Origin of the sequence: Streptomyces diacarni (genome assembly GCF_003323715.1) — a bacterium.
GTDB lineage: Bacteria > Actinomycetota > Actinomycetes > Streptomycetales > Streptomycetaceae > Streptomyces > Streptomyces diacarni.
Window position 1 is genome coordinate 26244 of record NZ_QOIN01000057.1, and the last position, 17311, is coordinate 43554.

15 protein-coding genes and 1 riboswitch are annotated in these 17311 nt (G+C 74.3%); of the genes, 8 read left to right on the forward strand and 7 right to left on the reverse strand.

Annotation, left to right across the window (positions count from 1 at the left end; genetic code table 11):
• Window positions 1-12: 12 nt before the first annotated feature.
• Window positions 13-172, reverse strand: a riboswitch (cyclic di-AMP (ydaO/yuaA leader).
• 154 nt (window positions 173-326) lie between these two features.
• The 3 genes from DTL70_RS28020 to DTL70_RS35005 form a co-directional block, all read right to left on the reverse strand.
• On the reverse strand, window positions 327-1574 hold the full coding sequence (locus tag DTL70_RS28020; protein ID WP_245979891.1) for a PP2C family protein-serine/threonine phosphatase: 1248 nt from the start codon (window positions 1572-1574) through the stop codon (window positions 327-329).
• 405 nt (window positions 1575-1979) lie between these two features.
• Window positions 1980-2831: a DUF4232 domain-containing protein gene (locus DTL70_RS28025; protein ID WP_114024806.1), complete on the reverse strand. Its 852-nt coding sequence runs from the start codon at window positions 2829-2831 to the stop codon at window positions 1980-1982.
• A 257-nt stretch (window positions 2832-3088) separates the two neighbouring features.
• Window positions 3089-5380 carry a serine/threonine-protein kinase gene (locus tag DTL70_RS35005; protein ID WP_220183661.1) on the reverse strand — a complete coding sequence of 764 codons (2292 nt, stop codon included), beginning with the start codon at window positions 5378-5380 and terminating at the stop codon, window positions 3089-3091.
• An 18-nt stretch (window positions 5381-5398) separates the two neighbouring features.
• On the opposite strand from DTL70_RS35005, the gene DTL70_RS28035 reads away from it, so the two are divergent.
• The 5 genes from DTL70_RS28035 to DTL70_RS28055 all read left to right on the forward strand — a co-directional run bounded on the left by DTL70_RS28035 (window position 5399) and on the right by DTL70_RS28055 (window position 10499).
• A complete protein-coding gene (locus tag DTL70_RS28035; protein WP_114024807.1) occupies window positions 5399-6100 on the forward strand; it encodes an RNA polymerase sigma factor in 702 nt (233 codons plus the stop codon).
• A gap of 227 nt (window positions 6101-6327) precedes the next feature.
• Complete coding sequence (locus tag DTL70_RS28040) at window positions 6328-7386, forward strand: sigma-70 family RNA polymerase sigma factor (protein ID WP_114024808.1); 1059 nt, start codon at window positions 6328-6330, stop codon at window positions 7384-7386.
• Between the two features lie 136 nt (window positions 7387-7522).
• Complete coding sequence (locus DTL70_RS28045) at window positions 7523-8389, forward strand: SDR family oxidoreductase (RefSeq protein ID WP_114024809.1); 867 nt, start codon at window positions 7523-7525, stop codon at window positions 8387-8389.
• Window positions 8390-8458: 69 nt separating this feature from the next.
• Window positions 8459-9292 (forward strand): alpha/beta fold hydrolase, encoded by an 834-nt coding sequence (locus tag DTL70_RS28050; RefSeq protein ID WP_114024810.1) that lies wholly within the window; start codon window positions 8459-8461, stop codon window positions 9290-9292.
• Window positions 9293-9374: 82 nt separating this feature from the next.
• Complete coding sequence (locus DTL70_RS28055) at window positions 9375-10499, forward strand: NAD-dependent epimerase/dehydratase family protein (protein ID WP_114024811.1); 1125 nt, start codon at window positions 9375-9377, stop codon at window positions 10497-10499.
• A 22-nt stretch (window positions 10500-10521) separates the two neighbouring features.
• Here DTL70_RS28055 and DTL70_RS28060 read toward each other — a convergent pair whose 3' ends face one another.
• Together DTL70_RS28060 and DTL70_RS28065 are read right to left on the reverse strand one after the other, a co-directional pair.
• Window positions 10522-11643, reverse strand: coding sequence for a sensor histidine kinase (locus DTL70_RS28060; RefSeq protein ID WP_114024812.1), 1122 nt, complete (start codon window positions 11641-11643; stop codon window positions 10522-10524).
• 6 nt (window positions 11644-11649) lie between these two features.
• Window positions 11650-12555 (reverse strand): response regulator transcription factor, encoded by a 906-nt coding sequence (locus DTL70_RS28065; RefSeq protein ID WP_114024813.1) that lies wholly within the window; start codon window positions 12553-12555, stop codon window positions 11650-11652.
• A 244-nt stretch (window positions 12556-12799) separates the two neighbouring features.
• Between DTL70_RS28065 and DTL70_RS28070 the strand changes: the two genes are divergently transcribed.
• From DTL70_RS28070 to DTL70_RS28080, 3 genes are all read left to right on the forward strand, one after another.
• Window positions 12800-13615: a glycosyltransferase family 2 protein gene (locus DTL70_RS28070; RefSeq protein WP_181861119.1), complete on the forward strand. Its 816-nt coding sequence runs from the start codon at window positions 12800-12802 to the stop codon at window positions 13613-13615.
• Window positions 13612-14385: a TIGR04282 family arsenosugar biosynthesis glycosyltransferase gene (locus tag DTL70_RS28075; RefSeq protein WP_114024814.1), complete on the forward strand. Its 774-nt coding sequence runs from the start codon at window positions 13612-13614 to the stop codon at window positions 14383-14385. Before DTL70_RS28070 ends, DTL70_RS28075 begins: the two co-directional genes overlap by 4 nt.
• A 263-nt stretch (window positions 14386-14648) precedes the next feature.
• Window positions 14649-15158 carry a class I SAM-dependent methyltransferase gene (locus DTL70_RS28080; protein WP_425470416.1) on the forward strand — a complete coding sequence of 170 codons (510 nt, stop codon included), beginning with the start codon at window positions 14649-14651 and terminating at the stop codon, window positions 15156-15158.
• On the opposite strand, the gene DTL70_RS28085 is transcribed toward DTL70_RS28080, so the two are convergent.
• Both DTL70_RS28085 and DTL70_RS28095 read right to left on the reverse strand, forming a co-directional pair.
• Window positions 15110-15868, reverse strand: a complete 759-nt coding sequence (locus DTL70_RS28085) for a hypothetical protein (protein WP_342776516.1) — start codon at window positions 15866-15868, stop codon at window positions 15110-15112. The two genes, DTL70_RS28080 and DTL70_RS28085, sit on opposite strands and share 49 nt — an antisense overlap.
• Window positions 15865-17241, reverse strand: a complete 1377-nt coding sequence (locus DTL70_RS28095; protein WP_114024818.1) for a molybdopterin-dependent oxidoreductase — start codon at window positions 17239-17241, stop codon at window positions 15865-15867. Before DTL70_RS28095 ends, DTL70_RS28085 begins: the two co-directional genes overlap by 4 nt.
• Window positions 17242-17311 lie beyond the last annotated feature (70 nt).

Here is a 17311-nt window from a genome sequence, read left to right on the forward strand (position 1 = left end):
GTGGGCGCTCTCCTTTCCTTCCTTCTCGCCTACCGGGTTAGCTGACGGGTTCGGAGCAGGAAGGTCTCCTACGGGCGTCCCGTGCGGGGCGCCCGATTCACCCCGTCCTTCCCGACATGCTGACGAGAAGGGGTGGTTCCCCGGTTCCCGCGGGGCCTGGCCGGTGAGTTGGGCCGGCTGGTGCCCCGTGTGCGGGATTCGGCGTCGGCGTACGGTGCCGTCTTCCGTGACGACAGTGACGACCGTGCCGCGTTATCGGACGGTAATAGAACAGCACCCGTGTTTCCAAGCCGTTCCCCACAATTGCCGCTCCCCGTGGGGCGGGATTACGTGCTCCGTCGGGTCTCGTGGGCGACAGCCAGCAGCGCCATGTCGTCGACCGCCTCGCCGCCCGTGTGGTCGGCGACGTCGATGAGGATGGTTTCCAGCAGTTCCTCGGGGTCGGCGAAGTAGCTGCGGGACAGCCGTCCGGCGGGGTCGTAGAACACGCCGTCGGCGTTGCGGGCCTCGGACAGGCCGTCGGTGTAGAGGAGGAGTTGGCTGCCCGGCGGGAAGGGCACCTCGTCGATCTCGTCGGGCCACACGCCCAGCTCCGTCATGCCGAGCGGGAGCGCGGGTTCGTCCGGTTCCAGGAGCGTCGTGCGGCCCTGGTGGAGCAGGACGGGGCCGGGGTGGCCGCGGTTGACGAGGCGCAGTACGGGGCCGGATGCGGCGTTCTGCGGGGCTGTTCCCTGCGGCGTGCCGGAGTCGCCCGGAGGGGGCGGGTGGGTGGGGATCTCCACGAGTACCGCGGTGGTGAAGCCCTCGAACCGCGCGGTGCCCAGTTGCCGGCGTCCTTCCCGCTGGAGGGCGCGGTCGAGGCGGGCCGCGACGTCGGCGAGTGTCTCTTCCCGTTCGGCCGCCTCGCGGAAGGCGCCCACCACGATGACGACGGCCTCGACCGCGCCGAGCCCTTTGCCGCGTACGTCGCCGAGGAGCAGCCGTACGCCGTACGGGGTCTCCTCGACGGCGTAGAAGTCGCCACCGATGCGGGCGTCCGTCTGTGCGGCGCGGTAGCGGGTGGCGAACACCAGACCGCCCGTACGGGTGGGCGGCGTGGGCAGGACCGCGAGCTGTACGGCCTCGGCGACGACACGGGCGGAGGCCAACTGCTCGCCGCTGCGACGCAGCACGTAGTTGACGCCCACGGCGAGCGCGGAGACGGTCGCGATGGTGATGGAACGGGCCTCGGGTTCGATGTCGGGGCCTACCTCGTCGTGCAGCCAGGTCAGCAGGACGACGGTGCCGGAGGAGGCGACACCGGCGACGACGGTGGCGCGGAACGACAGCAGGGCGGCCGCGGCCAGTGGCGTGGCGGCGAAAGGTGCCGAGATGGTCACGTTCGGCGGCGTGGCCAGTTCCAGGACGAGTCCCAGGGCGAACAGCGCGGCCGGGAGCAGCCGCGCCAGGCGCCGCAGCCGCCCCACGCCGCCCTGGTACCCGTCCGCCGGTGCCGCCGCCGCGCTCTCGTCCTCCCAGCTCCGTCTCCGGCCCGTTCCTCGACTCGTCCGTCCGCCTGTCCGTCTCTCCTGCACGCTCTCAATCTGGCCCGCCTGCGGGCGCCGGGCCACTCGGGCGTGGTCGGGTCGGGTGACTGGGGATGACTGTCCGCGCGCGGCGTCCGGGAGCGGTAGCACGGGCCCGGCCATGCCGCACCCGTGCGTACGGCGAACGGGCGTCCCGCGCGGCCCTTCGACACCGGGGCCCCGGGCGGCGGGGGCAAGGACGGACGGCGCCCGGCACCCTCCCGTGGAGCCGGGCGCCGTCCGTCGGTACGGGGCGGTCCTTCGGTTCCCGCCGGCCCTCGAACGCGGCAGCGTCCCGTGGTCAGGGGGACGCTACAGCGTTCGGGGGCCGGCCGACGGCCGCCCCGTCGCGGCGGGCCTCCGCACGGAGAGCCCGTCACGGACAGCCGCGCCGGTCACCCCCGTGCGCGTGGTTCAGCCGCCGGTGCCCGGGGCCAGGGGTCCGATCTTCGGGACGGACGCCGTCCCGCTCTTGGTGACCTCGCCGCCCGACCACGGTGCGGTGAGCGAAGCGTGCTCGTCGGGCGGGGTGACCTTCGCCGCGGACGGTTTCACCGTCGGGACGTCGGTCATCTCGGGGTTGGAGTAGGAGAGCGGCGCCCACGCGCTCTTCCCGGGCGCCAGTGTGACCGTCCGCACCTGGCCGCCGGTCCGGTTCGGGTCGATGGAGACCTCCTCGCCCGCGCTGTTGACGAACGCCAGACCGGGGAAGCCGCGCACGGTGCAGGTGGCGTCCGACTTGTTCGTGAACACGAGGGAGTAGTTCTCCTGACCCGCGCCCGGGTGGTTCGGACCGAACGAGGCCCGCAGGTCACCGGTGGCGCAGCGGGAGCCGGAGCCCGCGTGTGTTCCGCCGGCGTTCGAGTCGCCGCCTGACGTACCCGCCGAAGAGGGACCGGACGAGTCGGACGATCCCCCCGATCCGGAACCGGACCCGTCGGAGCCGCCCTTCGCAGCGCCGTCCGTGTCGCCCTTGCCGCCGTTGTCCTGGTCGCCGCCCTTGCCGTCGCCTCCGGTGTCCTTGTCGGAGTCGCCCCCGGCGGGCGCTGCCTCGCCGCTGACCTTCTTCGGTGCCCCGTCCCCCGCGTCCTTGTCACCGTCACCGCACCCGACCAGCAGTGCCCCCGCGGCCAGCACCGCCGTCGCTCCGGCCGCGACACGGGCCACCCGGCGCCGGGGGCGGTGTCCGGCGCCTCCAAAAACGGGTGCGGGACCCGTCGTCTCGTGCACGACCCGCTCGCCTGTCACGTGTTGGCGCTGTGTCATGGCTGCCGTCACTCCCTGGTCACGCGTCTCGCGGTCGTTCGGCCGCCCGGGATGCCGTTCGTGTGTCCCTCACCAGCGTGCACCCCGGGCTCTTGCGCCGTACACACCGTTCGATGGCCGGCACCCCGAGAAAGTTCACGGTTTCGGGAAACTTTTTTTGGCCGCGGGTCCGCGGACCGGAATCGAGTGCGAACAACACGGACACACGTGGGCATTTCCCGCCGACATTTCCGGCCGACGATTCCGGCCGACCGCCTTCAGCCCTCCGACGGGCCGCTCACCTCCAGACTGCCCAGCACCTTGTCCGTCCTGGCCACGCAGTCTTCGTCGCAGCGGATCTGCACGTACACCGGGGGCTTCCCCTTGTGCCGGGGCGTCAGGCTGATCTCCTCCAGCGATATCCCCGAGGAGGCGCAGGAGGACCAGGTACGGATGCGTCCCTGCCAGTTCTCGCCCTTGTACGCACGGCTCGCCGCGTCCTGGCAGGCGGTGCGGTGGCTGATCGCCCCGACCTTGTCCGCCAACGTGTCACCGGACTTCCCGGCGTCGGCACGGGCGCTGTTCGCCCGCTCGTCGCCGTTCGCGCCGTCGGTGCCGGCTCCCTTGCCGTCGCTGTTCCCGCTGTTCCCGCTGTCCTTGCTGTTCTTGCTGTCGCCGCCGAGACCGACGAAGACCCCGCTCGTCTTCGAGGTGAGGTCCTTCCAGCCCTTCACGTCCTCCGCGACGAGCATCCCGGGAGCCTGGTCGGCCGGCAGGCCGATCGACGACGGGCGCCACCCGTCACGTGTCACCTCGCCCGCCCACTCCGCCGGTATTTTCAGACTGATACGTCCGCTGGCGTCGTGTACGAGCATCTCGTCCGGCTTCTTCGGCTCGTCCGGCTTCAGCTTCACCACCGCCACTCCCGCGCCGGCCAGCGCCGCGACGGCGACGGTGAGGACGAGGACCGTACGCCCCCGGCGCCGACGAGCGGTGGGAGGCGAGGCCGGGGGCGGCGCCGCACCCGACGGTGGGACGGCGGCCGACGAGGGCTCTTGGGCGGTCGCCGGGTGCGCCTCGGCGACCGTGGAGGCCTCCGAATCCGCCTCCGTCACGGGGGAGATGTATCCCACACGGGAGCCACGCCCGCCCGGGGACGCCCCGGCCGCGACCGCCCCGGACGGGACCGCGTCCGACCGCACCGCGTCCGACGGGACCGCGTCCGACGGGTTCGCAGCCGACGAGGACGCGGGAACCGACGGGGAGGCAGCGGTCGGCGCGGGGGCGGCAGCCGACGGAGAGGCGGCCCAGCTCGGAGGGTCGGAACGAGCGGACGAGGCCGGATCCGCCGAGGACACGGGGCTCGCGGAGTTCACGGAACTCGCGGGGTTCGCGGAGTTCACGGAGTTCGCGGGAGAGGCCGAGCCGCCCGGAGAGTCCGCCGATGACACGGAATCGGCCGAGGAGTCGGGATCGGTCGAGGAGGAGGCGGGAGACTGGGAGGAGGCGGGAGACGCGGAGGAGACGGGCGCCGTCGGAGGCTCTGAGGCGGCCTCTCGCGCCGCGCGGGACGCGGGCGCGCCCATCGGCCACTCGGCGGCCGTCGAAGCCTCCTCAGGTGCCTCCAGGCGCCCCTGAGCGCCTTCGGCGCCACCGCCCGTGCCGGCCGCGCCGGCCGCGACGGCCACACCGGCCGCCGCGACAGCACCGCCCGCAGCACCCGCAGGGCCCGCAGGGCCGGCGCGGCCCGTGTCCGGGTCCTCGGACAGGTGCCGGACGCTCTCCGCCAGCCGGTCCAGCTCGTGCGCGAAGGCGCCCGCGGTGGGCCAGCGGCGGTCGCGGTCGGGCTCCAGGGCGCGTCCGACGACCTCTTCCAGCTCCGGCGGCAGCCCCGGCCGCACCCGGCCCAGCGGCGGTACCCGGCCCGGCGCTCCGGGCACGGTCCCGGTCACCAGGTGGTGGAGGAGGGCGCCCAGGCTGTAGACGTCGGCACGGGCGTCGATGCCGTCGAACGGTTCCGCCTGCTCGGGCGCCATGTAGCCGGCCGACCCGGCGACCACCGTCAGGCCCGAGGCCTGCGCGAGGTTCTTCGCCAGGCCCAGGTCGGCGACCAGCACCCGCTCGCTGCCCCGCGCGCCGCCGCTCGCCAGAAGGACGTTCGACGGCTTGATGTCGCGGTGCGCGACCCCCGCCTCGTGCAGCGCCCGCACGCCGCGGGACGCCTCGGCGGTGAGCCACAGCGCCTCGGACACCGGCAGCGGGCCTCCCGCCAGTCTGTCGGCGACCGTGCCGCGGTCCGCGTACTCCATGACGAAATAGGGGCGTTCGTCGTCCAGCTCGCCGACGTCGAAGACCTGGACGACACCGCCCGAGGAGGCCTTGCGCAGCAGTCGCGCCTCGGCGAGGAAACGGTCGCGGATGTCCATACGGCAGGCCCAGTTCTCGGCCATCACCTTGACTGCGACGGGAGCCTCCAGCCGATCGTCGTGCGCGAGCCAGACGACGGCGAAGGCTCCGGATCCGAGGGGCTTCTCGACCCGGTAGCGGCCGAACTGATCAGGTGAGGGCATGCCCCTTATGATGCCTGGATGTGTCCCCCGGCTTCCGCAGACGCCGCGAACCAGCCCTTCGGCCCGGCCGAACCGGCCACTCCGGCCGCCCCGGCAACACCAGCCGGCACGGGCGTCCCCCCAGGCGCCGCACCTCACGATAACGAAACCTTCGACCCCCAATCCCCCGACACCGAGACCCTCGCGCTGTTCGCGGCGCAGGGCGACAGCGCGTCCCTCGACGCGCTGCTCCGCGCGATCCGTCCCGACATCGTGCGCCGCTGTGGCCGCTTCCTCCTCTACCGCGAGGACGCCGAGGAGGCCGCACAGGACGCGCTGCTGCAGGTCGCACGGAACATCCACCGCTTCGAGGGCCGCAGCCGCTTCAGCACCTGGCTGCACACCGTGGTGGCGAACTGTTCCCGGCAGAAGTACCGCGAGCTGAAACGGCGCGCGGCCGAGCAGCCCACGCCCCCCGACGAGGCGAGTGCACCCGAGCGCCGTCCCGACCCCCGCACGACGAGTGTGATCGCGGGCTCCAAGGTGGACGTGCTCGAAGCGCTCGAACGCCTGGAGCAGGAGAGCCCCCACCTGGTGGCGCCCCTGGTCTACCGCGATCTGTGCCAGATGGACTACGCCGAGATCGTCGACCGTCTCGGCATCCCTCTGGGCACCGTCAAGTCCCGTCTCCACCATGCCCGCCGGCACATCCGTCCCTGGCTCACCTCCCAGGAGTGGTGACCGTTCCCGCGGTCCGGGCCCCGCGGCCCGGACCGCGCCGTTGTGCCCCCTCGCGCCGTTGTGCCCCCCCCTCGCGCCATCACGCCCTCTCGCGCCGTCATGTTCCGCTGTGACGTGGAGCGCACAGTCCGCTATGACGTGGAGCGGACGGACGGTGACGTGGAGTGGACGGACGGTGACGGGGGCTGGTGCGCGGGCCGCGGAGTACGGCGTGGTCGACTGAGGCCATGACGGATGCGGCGGTGGCGCGGTTCGAGGCACACAGGGGGCGGCTGTTCGGGATCGCCTACCGGATGCTGGGTTCGGCGACCGACGCCGAGGACGTCCTGCAGGAGGCCTACCTGCGCTGGCAGCGCGCCGACCAGGAGGCCGTCGCGGCGCCCGGCGCGTGGCTGGCCACCGTCGTCACCCGGCTCTGTCTGAACGAGTTGGCGTCCGCCCGCGTGCGCCGTGAACAGTACGTGGGCCAGTGGCTGCCGGAGCCCGTGCTGACGGGGGCCGCGATCGTCTCGGAGCGCGGGACTGCGGTCTGGGGCGGGGCCGGGGCGGCCCCGCTCGGGCCGCTGGAGACGGCCGAGCAGCGCGACTCCGTCTCACTGGCCCTGCTCGTCCTGCTGGAGCGGCTGACCCCGCCCGAGCGTGCCGTGTTCGTACTCCGCGAGGCCTTCGGCTATCCGCATCGGGAGATCGCCGAGGTGCTGGGCGTCTCCGAGGCGAACTCCCGTCAGCTGTACCGGCGGGCGAAGCGCGCCGTCCACGGGACGACTCAGACGGTTTCAGCAGCGCCCGAGGGCGCAACGGCGCAGACCGGTTCAGCAGCGCCCGAGGGCTCAGCACCGCCAGGCGGCTCAGCAGCGCCCGACATGCCGTACCGGAGCGGCTGGAGCGGGCTGGTCGAGACGTTCGTGGCCGCGGCGCGCGAGGGCGATCTGAGGCGGCTGGAGCGGCTGCTGGCCGAGGACGTGGTCTCGTACGCGGACGGCGGCGGCAAGGTCAACACCGCGCGGCGCCCCATCAGCGGCCGGGCCCGGGTCGCCCGGTACCTGGCCGGGGGCCTGGAGCGGTTCGCGGCCGGGGTCGCGCTGGTGCCGTGCGAGGTCAACGGCGGGCCCGCGCTGCTCGGTCTGGCGGCGGGGCGTCTGTTGGGCGTGCTGTCGCTGGACGTCGTGGAGGGCCGGATCACGACCCTGCGGATCATCGCGAACCCGGACAAGGTGCGGTACGCGGCACAGCAGCTCGCCTCGCGGGGCGAAACCGTCCGTAAAGGCGCGCGGAGCGACGTGTGAGCCGTTCGCCGGGCCCGTTGTCGCCGTTCGCGGGGGCCGGTGTCACGTTCCGCGCCGCTGTCCGGTCCTCCAATGTGGGCCCCCTCACCGCCAGGGCGGACCCTCACGGCACCCGCACCGACCCGGAGGCACCCCGATGACACCCGCGCCCTCTCCGCCCTCCCCCTCCCCTTCGCCCTCGCACGACAACGCCCGCCGTCCCGCCGGGCCCGTCCTCGTGACCGGCGGCACCGGCACCCTCGGCCGTCCGCTCGTCGACCGGCTGCTGGCCGACGGCGTACCCGTCCGCGTGATGAGCAGGAGGCCGCGCCGGGAGGGCGACGAGCGGCCCTGCGAGTGGGCCGTGTGCGACCTGACCAAGGACGTCGGCCTGGCGGAGGCCGTCTCGGGCGTGCGCGCCGTCGTGCACTGCGCCACCGACCCGTGGCGCGAGGCGCGGGTGCTCTCGCGCCTCGCGGAGGCGGCTCGGCAGGCGGACGTCGCACACCTGGTCTACATCTCCATCGTCGGCGTCGACCGGATCCCGTTCCCGTACTACAAGGGGAAGTACGCCGCCGAGCGGCTGTTGGAGACGTCGGGCCTGCCGTGGACGATCCTGCGGGCCACCCAGTTCCACGACCTGGTCACGACGCTGACCACCGTCCAGCGGCGCATGCCCGTCGTCGTGGCGCCGTCGGGCTTCCGGTTCCAGCCGGTGGACGTCACCGAGGTCGCCGGGCGGCTCGCCGAACTCGTTGGGCGGGAGCCGGCCGGGCGGGTGCCGGACATGGGCGGGCCGCGGGTGCTCGACGCCCGCGAGGCGGCCGCACAGGTGCTGCGGGCCACCGGCCGGTCCCGCCGCGTCGTCGGTCTGCCGCTGCCGGGCCGCACCGCCCGCGCGTTCCGCCGGGGCGGCAACCTGGCCCCGGACCACGCCACGGGAGCGGGCACCTTCGAGGAGTTCCTGGCCAACCGCTACGGCCACCCGGGCCCCCACGATCCCCCGGAATCCCACGGTCGCTGAGGCCTCTGCCGCCGCCTTGCGGCGCACCCTCAGGATCGGCTCGCCCCTCCCCCGTGAGAGCGTGACGGCATGCCCTACGCGACCGCGGCCGACGGCGCCGCGCTCCACTACGAGGTCCACGGCGCCGGCGGCCCGCCGCTGCTGCTGTTGAGCGGGCAGTCCAACGACCTCGGGTGGTGGGATCCGGTACGGGCCGACTTCGCCGCCGCGTTCACCACCCTGGTCTGGGACTACCGGGGCACGGGTCGCAGCGACCGGCCCGACACCGACTCCTACAGCACGCCCGGATTCGCCCGGGACGCGCTGGCCGTCCTCGACCACGCGGGCGTGCAACGGGCGCACGTGTACGGCACGTCGATGGGCGGCCGGGTCGCCCAGTGGCTGGCGGCCGACCACCCTTCCCGCGTCGACCGGCTCGTCCTGGGCTGCACCTCTCCGGGCGCCCCGCACGGCGTCGAGCGGGGTCCTGAGGTGCGGCGTGCCCTCGTGCAGCCGGACGCGCGGGCGGCCCGCGAGGCGCTGCTCGCCTTGATGTACACCCCCGGCTACACCGCCCGGCACCCGGGCCCGTTCGCCACGTTGGGCGACCCCTCGATGCCCGGGCACGCACGCCGGCGCCATCTGCGGGCGAGCGCCGGGCACGACGCGTGGGAGGCGCTGACCCGCATCGCGGCGCCCACCCTGGTCGTGCACGGCACGGACGACCGTTTCAACCCAACGGCCAACGCCCCGCTGCTGGCGGGCCGGATCCCGGGCGCCGTACTCCGGCTGATTCCGGGCGCCCGGCACGCCTACTTCGAGGAGTTCGCCCACCAGGCGACGCCCCTGGTGACCGGGTTCCTGCGCGACGGCGAGGCCGGCATGCCGCCGGAGGGACCGCCGGCGGGGGCCGGGCGCACGTGAGCGGCCCGCTGGTTCTTACGGGCCGGTGACACAGGAGCGGTGCGGCGCCGTCTGACGGCCTCGCGGGCCTAGCGTGGTGCGTATGCGCGTTCTTGTCACCGGCGGGGCCGGTTTCATCGGTTCACACATCGTCGACGCCCTGACGGAGGCGGGTCACGAAGCGGTCGTGCTCGACGCCCTGTTGCCGTCGGCGCACGAGGAGGGCGGTGCGCTGCCTTCCAGCACCGCGCCGGACGTGCGGTGCCTCGTCGGCGACGTCCGCGACCCCGACACCGTCGCCGGCGCGCTGCGCGGCGTGGACGCGGTGTGCCACCAGGCCGCCATGGTGGGGCTCGGCAAGGACTTCTCCGACGCGCCCGCGTACGTCAGTTGCAACGACCACGGCACCGCTGTGCTGTTGTCCGGCATGGAGGCGGCCGGGGTGCGCTCGTTCGTGCTCGCCGGTTCGATGGTCGTCTACGGGGAGGGCCGTTACGTCTGCGACGAGCACGCGCAGGTGCGGCCAGGGCCGCGTGCGGTGTCCGCTCTGCGCGCGGGGCGGTTCGAGCCGCCGTGCCCCGAGTGCGGGGCGGCGCTGCGGCCGGGGCTCGTGGGGGAGGACGCGCCCACGGACCCGCGCAACACCTACGCCACCACCAAGCTGGCGCAGGAGCACCTGGCCGCGGCGTGGGCGCGGGCCGCCGGGGGCCGCGCCGTCTCGCTGCGCTACCACAACGTCTACGGGCCGGGGATGCCGCGTGACACCCCGTACGCGGGGGTCGCCTCGTTCTTCCGCTCCGCTCTCGCGCGCGGCGAGGCGCCGACCGTGTACGAGGACGGGGCGCAGCGCCGGGACTTCGTGCACGTGCACGACGTGGCGGCGGCCAACGTCGCGGCCCTTGCCGCCGTCTCGGACGCGCGGGCGGGTACGGACACCGGCGCCGCGGGAGCGGGCGAGGACGGTGCCGGCGGCGGCGCGGCGTTCGCCGCCTACAACGTGGGCAGCGACGAGCCGCACACCATCGGCGAGATGGCCGCGGCGCTGGCCGACGCCTACGGCGGGCCCGATCCCGTCGTCACGGGCGAGTTCCGCCTCGGTGACGTGCGGCACATCACCGCCTCGTCGCAGCGTGCCGCCCGTGAGCTGGGCTGGCGCGCGCGGATCGGGTTCGCCGAGGGCATGAAGGAGTTCGCGACGGCCCAGATGCGCGCTTCGTCGGGCAGTTGAGCCACGAGGGGTCCGCCGCCGGTCAGCCGACCTGGGTGACCGGGATCGTCAGCTCGAAGCAGCAGCCGCCGGTGACGTTGCGGACCGCCGCCGAGCCGTGGTGGGCCTCGACGATGCCCCGCACGATGGCGAGCCCGAGCCCCGCGCCCGGCGGCGTGCGGGCGTGGGTGCCCCGCCAGCCGGTGTCGAAGACGCGGGGCAGGTCCTCCTCGGGGATGCCGCCGCAGCCGTCCGTCACCGAGAGGACGACCGCCTCGTCCGTACCGCGGGCGTGCACCGCCACCGTGCCGTCAGCCGGGGTGCGGCGGATGGCGTTGACGAGCAGATTGCCCAGGACCCTGGTCATCTCGCCCGGGTCCACCTCGACGGGGACGGCGGCCACCGCGTCCCCCACGAGCCGGACCCCGCTCTTGCGGGCGAGCGGGTCGGCGCCCGCCAGCGCCTCCTCGACGAGTGCGTCCACGGCCACCTGGTGGGTCGTCAGCGACAGCGCGCCCGCGTGGATGCGGGACAGCTCGAACAGGTCGCCGACCATGGAGTTGAGCCGCTCGACCTCGGCACGGATCTGCCGCAGGCAGCGCCCGGTGTCCTCCACCATGCCGTCCTCCAGCGCCTCGGACATGGCGCGCAGACCCGCGAGCGGTGTCCGCAGGTCGTGCGAGATCCAGGCGACCAACTCGCGCCGTGAGCTCTCCAGAGCGCGCTCGCGGTCGCGGGAGGCGGCCAGTTTCTCGCTGGTGGCGGCGAGTTCGCGGGTGAGCGCCGCGAGCTCGGCCGGATCGTCGTCGGCGCCCTCGCGGGGCGTGGGGAAGCGGCCGCCGTCGCCGAAGGAGCGGGCCGCCGCGGTGAGCGCGTTGCTGCGCGCGACGACCCAGCGGCCGAGCAGCAGCGCGGTCGCCAGCGAGACGACGGCCGCCATGGCGACGACGGTCGTGATGACGAACAGGTCGTGGCGGGAGAGGAACATGGCCCAGGCGACGGCGAGCGTTCCGGAGAACATGGCGACCACGGTGACCGTGGAGACGACCGTCAGCGAGACGATCAGCGAACGGTGCCGCAGCGCGCGCAGCGCCAGCGCGCCGAGCACCCCCGCGGCGGCGGCGCCGAGGAAGGCGAACAGGGCGATCAGCAGCATGTCGTGCACGTCGTCTCAGCCCTCCCGGGCTCCGGCGGGGCCCGCGTCCTGGGAGGCCTGACGGGACGCCGCGTCCTGGGGGGCTGGTCCGGTGGCCGCGTCTCCGGTGGCCTGGCGGGCATCCGTAGCCGGGTGGTCGCCGGAGGCGAGGCGGTAGCCCACGCCCCACACCGTCTGGATGAGCCGGGGGCGGGCCGGATCGTCCTCGATCTTGGCGCGCAGGCGGCGGACGTGGACGGTGACGGTCGACAGGTCGCCGAAGTCCCAGCCCCACACCTCGCGCATCAGCTCCTCGCGGGTGAAGGCGCGGGCCGGATGCCGCAGCAGGTGCGCGAGCAGGTCGAACTCCCGTACGGTCAGGTTGAGCTCGGTGTCGCCCTTGGCGGCCAGCCGAGCGCGCGGATCGACGGTCAGCTCCGCGACCCGCACAGGTGCCTCGGCGCGCGCGGACTCCACGGCCGCAGCGGCCTGACCGGTGTCCCCCGCCTGACCGGTGACCCCCGCCTGACCGGCGCGCGCCGGCTCTCCCGCGCCGCCGCCCGCGCCCCTGCTGCGCCGCAGCACCGACTCGACGCGCAGCACCAGTTCGCGGGGGCTGAAGGGCTTGGTCACGTAGTCGTCCGCACCCACCTCCAGGCCGAGGACGCGGTCGTTCTCGTCGCCGAGCGCGGTCAGCATGATGACGGGCACCGGACCCTTCTCCCGCAGCCGGCGGCAGACCTCCAGGCCGTCCATCCCGGGCAGCATCAGGTCGAGCACGACGAGATCGGGGCGGCGCGCCGCGGCCCTCTCCAGCGCCTCGGGGCCGGTCTCGGCACGGTCGACGGTGTGACCGGCCCGATCGAGGTACCCGGCGACGACCTCGGCGACGGTCGGGTCGTCGTCGACCACCAGGACGTGGCCGGAAGGTGGTGTCTGCATGTGCTCAGGGTGGCACCGCAGGGGCGGACGTAGCAGGCGGGCGGTTGACGGAGACGGGCGATGTCCGTGTTTCGTAAGGACACGAAGCCCGGAATGTCGCTTTCTGCTCCGTAGGGTGTCCCGCGTGACCGATCCCCAGCCGGACGCCGCCCCGCCCCCGGGGACGACGTCCGGGCCCACGTCCGTGTCCGCCCTCGAAACCGGGTCCGCACCCGGACCGAACCACCCGGAGGAGGCCGTGCCCGTGCCCGCCGTCGATGTCGTCCTTCCCTGTCTCGACGAGGAACAGGCCGTGCCCTGGGTGCTGGAGCGGATCCCGTCCGGCTGGCGGGCGATCGTCGTCGACAACGGCTCCACGGACGGTTCGGCGGCCGTCGCACGGCAGCGGGGCGCCACGGTCGTCAGGGAGGAGCGGCGCGGCTTCGGAGCCGCCTGCCACGCGGGGCTGACGGCGGCCGAGGCGGACATCGTCTGTTTCTGCGACTGCGACGCCTCCCTCGACCCCTCCCTCCTGGAGCCGTTCGTGGCGGCCGTGCGCGAGGGGCGCAGCGATCTCGTCCTGGGGCGCAGACGCCCGCAGACGCGCGGCGCGTGGCCCGCGCACGCCCGCGCGGGCAACCTGGCGCTCTCCCGCATGCTGCGCAGCCGGACCGGACTGCGCCTGCACGATCTGGGGCCGATGCGCGCCGCCCGCCGCGCGGACCTGCTGGCCCTCGGTCTGACCGACCGGCGCAGCGGCTACCCGCTCCAGATGGTCGTCAGGGCCGCCGACGCCGGGTGGCGGGTAGAGGAACGGGACGTGCCCTACCGGCCTCGCGCCGGCAAGTCGAAGGTCACCGGCACCTGGCGGGGCACCTGGCACGCCGTACGCGACATGCGCGCCGTCCTCAACGCACCACCCGAACCACCCGCACCATCCGCGCCGGCGGCCCCGACGAGTCCGTCCCGGTCGACGAGCCCGTCCGGGTCGACGAGTCCGTCCGGGTCGACGAGCCCGGGCACGCCGACGGGTCCTGGCCCGTCGCGCCCGCCGTTCACCACCGAGGGGGCCGCCCGATGACCGATGCGCACGCGCAGCCGCCCCGCGAGGGGGAGACCACGCTGCTCGTCATCGCCAAGGAGCCGGTGCCGGGACGCGTCAAGACACGTCTGTGCCCGCCGTGCACCCCCCAGCAGGCGGCCGGGCTCGCGCAGGCCGCGCTGCACGACACGTTGGCGGCGGTCGCGGCGATGCCCGCCAGGCGCCGCGTTCTCGTCCTGTCCGGGCGGCCCGGTGAGTGGCTGCCGTCCGGCTTCGACGTCGTGCCCCAGTGCGCGGGCGGGCTGGACGAGCGGCTGGCCGCCGCGTTCGACGGCGTTGGCGAGGGGCCCGCGCTGCTGGTCGGCATGGACACCCCCCAGCTGACACCCGCGCTGCTGGCGCCCGTCCTGGGGCCCGACGGCTGGCAGGAGTGCGACGCGTGGTTCGGCCCGGCGGCCGACGGCGGCTTCTGGGCACTGGGCCTGGCCCGTCCGGAGCCCGCGCTCCTGCGGGGCGTGCCCATGTCCACCCCGGTGACCGGACAGGCGCAGCTCGACCGGCTGACGGACGCGGGCCTGCGAGTCCGTCACCTCCCTTCACTGCGCGACGTGGACACGGCGCAGGACGCCGTGCAGGTGGCGACTCAGGCCCCGGAGGGCCGGTTCGCCGCCGCCGTCGCCAGGATCGGTCCCCTCGTCCCCCGGCAGGCGGGCGCGCAGGAGGCCGGACAGGGTGCCGGACAGGAGTCCTCGTCGGCGTCCGCAGGGTCCCAGGAAACCTCCCCCTCCCCCGGAACGGCCACCCGATGACGGCGCCCACCGACACGACCCGGCAGCAGACCCCGACACCCCGCCGGCCGCCGCACCAGCCGACCGCGTCCGACCAGCCCTCCGATCCCGCCACGGGTGCCCCGGAGTCCGCCGCTGCCTGCGGCATCCGCCCCTGCTGGAGCGCCGATCCCTACACCGACGCGCTGCGCAGCGGACACGGGCCGCTCTTCCTGCGGCGGTCCGACGGCTGGCTGCTCCCTTTGGACGTCGAGCGCTGGTGCGCGAGCGCGGACGCCGCCGACATGTCGGTGCTGCGGCTGTGCGAGGGCTCCGTGCTGGATGTCGGCTGCGGTCCGGGGCGGCTGGTGGCGGCGCTGTCCGAGTTGGGCAGCAGGGCGCTGGGTATCGACGTCAGCCAGGAGGCGGTCACCCGCACGGTCGGCCTGGGCGCCACCGCGCTGTGCCGTTCCGTCTTCGAGGCCCTCCCCGGGGAGGGCCGCTGGGGCAGCGTCCTGCTGCTGGACGGCAACATCGGCATCGGTGGCCGTCCCGGCGCGCTGCTGGAGCGGTGCGGCGAACTGCTCGCGCCCGAGGGACTGCTGCTGGCCGAGGCCGCTCCCGTGGACGTGGACGAGCGGGTGGAGGTACGCATCGACGACGGGAGGGGCGCCGGCGAGCCTGTCGGGCAGTCCTTCCCCTGGGCGCGGGTGGGCGCGCCGGCGCTCCTGCGGTACGCCGCGCACGCCGGGTGGTCCCGGGCCGCTCAGTGGGAGTCCGGCGAACGGTCGTTCCTCGCCCTGCGGCGCTCCTGAACCGCCTTGCCGGCGGTCCGCACGGCCAGCCACAGTGCGGAGACGGCGAAGAGCCCGACGGTGAGCCACAGCCAGTGGAGTGCGTAGTGGGTGGTGCCCTCCGGCCGTCCGGTGGTTTTCGCGTACCGGTCGGGCGGCCCCCAGATCAGTGGCAGCCACACCAGAAGCAGCAGCAGCGACAACAGGGCCGGGACGCGCAGGTGGTTGACGTACCGGCCGGCGAGCCGGGGCAGCCGGTCGGCGAACGAGTACAGCGGCAGCAGCACCAGGTCGTGCAGCAGAGCCGCGCCGACGAACCAGACGGCGACGCCCAGCCAGTCGTCGGTCGGCAGCCGTGTCCCCGCGTAACCGGCGAGCACGAACGACGCCAGCAGCAGGACGCTCTGCAACGGGCTGCCGAGGCGACGGCGCAGCCGTCCGGCGCCCCGCGCGGGCCCGGCCTCCATCCGCCCCCCGGCGGCGGGGCCCGACGGCTTTCCACGGCCCCGCCCCTGACGCCTCTGAGAGTCGTCACCGGTTGAGGGGGTGACGCCGCCGGACGAGGTGCCCTCCGCCGGTGCCGACGGACCGCCGATCGGTGGCGGCGTACCGCCGGTCGGTGGCGGCGTACCGCCGGTCGGTGGCGGCGTACCGCCGGTCGGTGGCGGGCTGCTGCCGTCGACCGGTTCGTCCTCGGGTCCGCTCTGGGACTCGCTAGGCGGTTCGCTCATCGGTCGGCTCCGAAGGACAACTGGGACACCCACTTGGTGTTGTGCACGCCCGGGGCGGCCGGAACGATGACACGGGCCGGATAACCGTGGTCCAGCGAGAGCTCCTCACCACCCACCCGGAGCGCCAGCAGGGAGCGCGGATCGCGCACCTGGTTGTCGCGCAGTGCGGCCTGCCGGAACGCGCCGGAGCGCTGCAGGGAGGAGACGAACACGCCAGGGAGCCCCTCCCTCGGGTCGTACCCGGCCAGCTCCGCGAGGTCGCGCAGGCGTACGCCGCTCCAGTGCTGGTCGGAGGTGGACCAGCCCTCCACGCAGGCGATGGGCAGGGCCGCGGTGTGCTGCGGCATGGCGAGCAACTGGGCGCGCGAGTAACGCCGTTTGCGCCCGTCCGCGCCCTCGACGGTCAGCCGCCAGCCGTCGCCGGTCTCCTCCGCGGTGACACCGACCGCGCCGGCCGTCTTGTTGATCTGAAAGGCGTTGGCCCCGCTTCCGGGTTCCGTACCGCCGTGCGGCGCCAGCAGAGCCGTACGGCGGAGGGGACCGTCGAGGTTCTGGCCGACCGTCACCCCCAGCAGCAGCACGGAGCCGCCGCCCACCACACCGAGCGCACCGCGCCGCGAGAGGGTGGGCCCGGCAGGCTCGGGGGCGACCAGCCCGGTCTCCCTGTCGGGCTCACGCACGGCCGCCGCGGGACGCCTCCTGCGGCCGGAGGCCAGGTCGTCCGGTGCTCCCGCCCGCAGCACCCGTACGGCCTTGGGCAGCCGCAGGGCGACGTGCACCGCGAAGGCGGCGGCGAACACCCACGCCCCGTAGAAGTGCAGCGGGTAGAACGAGCCGGGGAAGAGGTAGTCGAGCTGGACGTTCAGCAGCCCGGTCACGAACTCGAACAGCACGCCGCCGACGAGCAGCAGCAGCGAGACCCGTTCCAGCGCGTGCGCGGCCGAACGGGCCGGCGGCAGGGTGAACAGTTTCGGGACGACCGACCACAGCTTCGCCAACAGCACCGGCACCAGCACCACACCGACGGTGACGTGCAGGCCCTGGGTGAGCCGGTAGAGCCAGTGCGGATCGGTGGGCCAGGCGAACAGGTAGAAGCCGAGCAGGCCCCGCTCGGGCGTCTGGTCGTTGGCGGGGGCCAGATCCGGGTTGTAGGCGGCGTAGGAGAGCAGCCCCGTGACGAACACCACGGTGATGCCCACCAGCAGGACGACGCCGAGCAGCGCCGTGAGCCACGGGCCGCGCAGCGGGCTGCGCCAGAAGCCGGCGTCCGAGGGGAGCCGCGGTGCCGTGCGGCCTCCCCTCGGCGGCGAGGAGCCGCGCGGAGGAGGCCGCTCGTCCGGCGGTGGGCCGGCAGCGATGCTGTGATCACCCATGCGGCGACCGTATGCGCCGGTGCGGTCCCGTGGGGGCGGGGAAGGCATGACGAAACGCTGACGTCCTCGC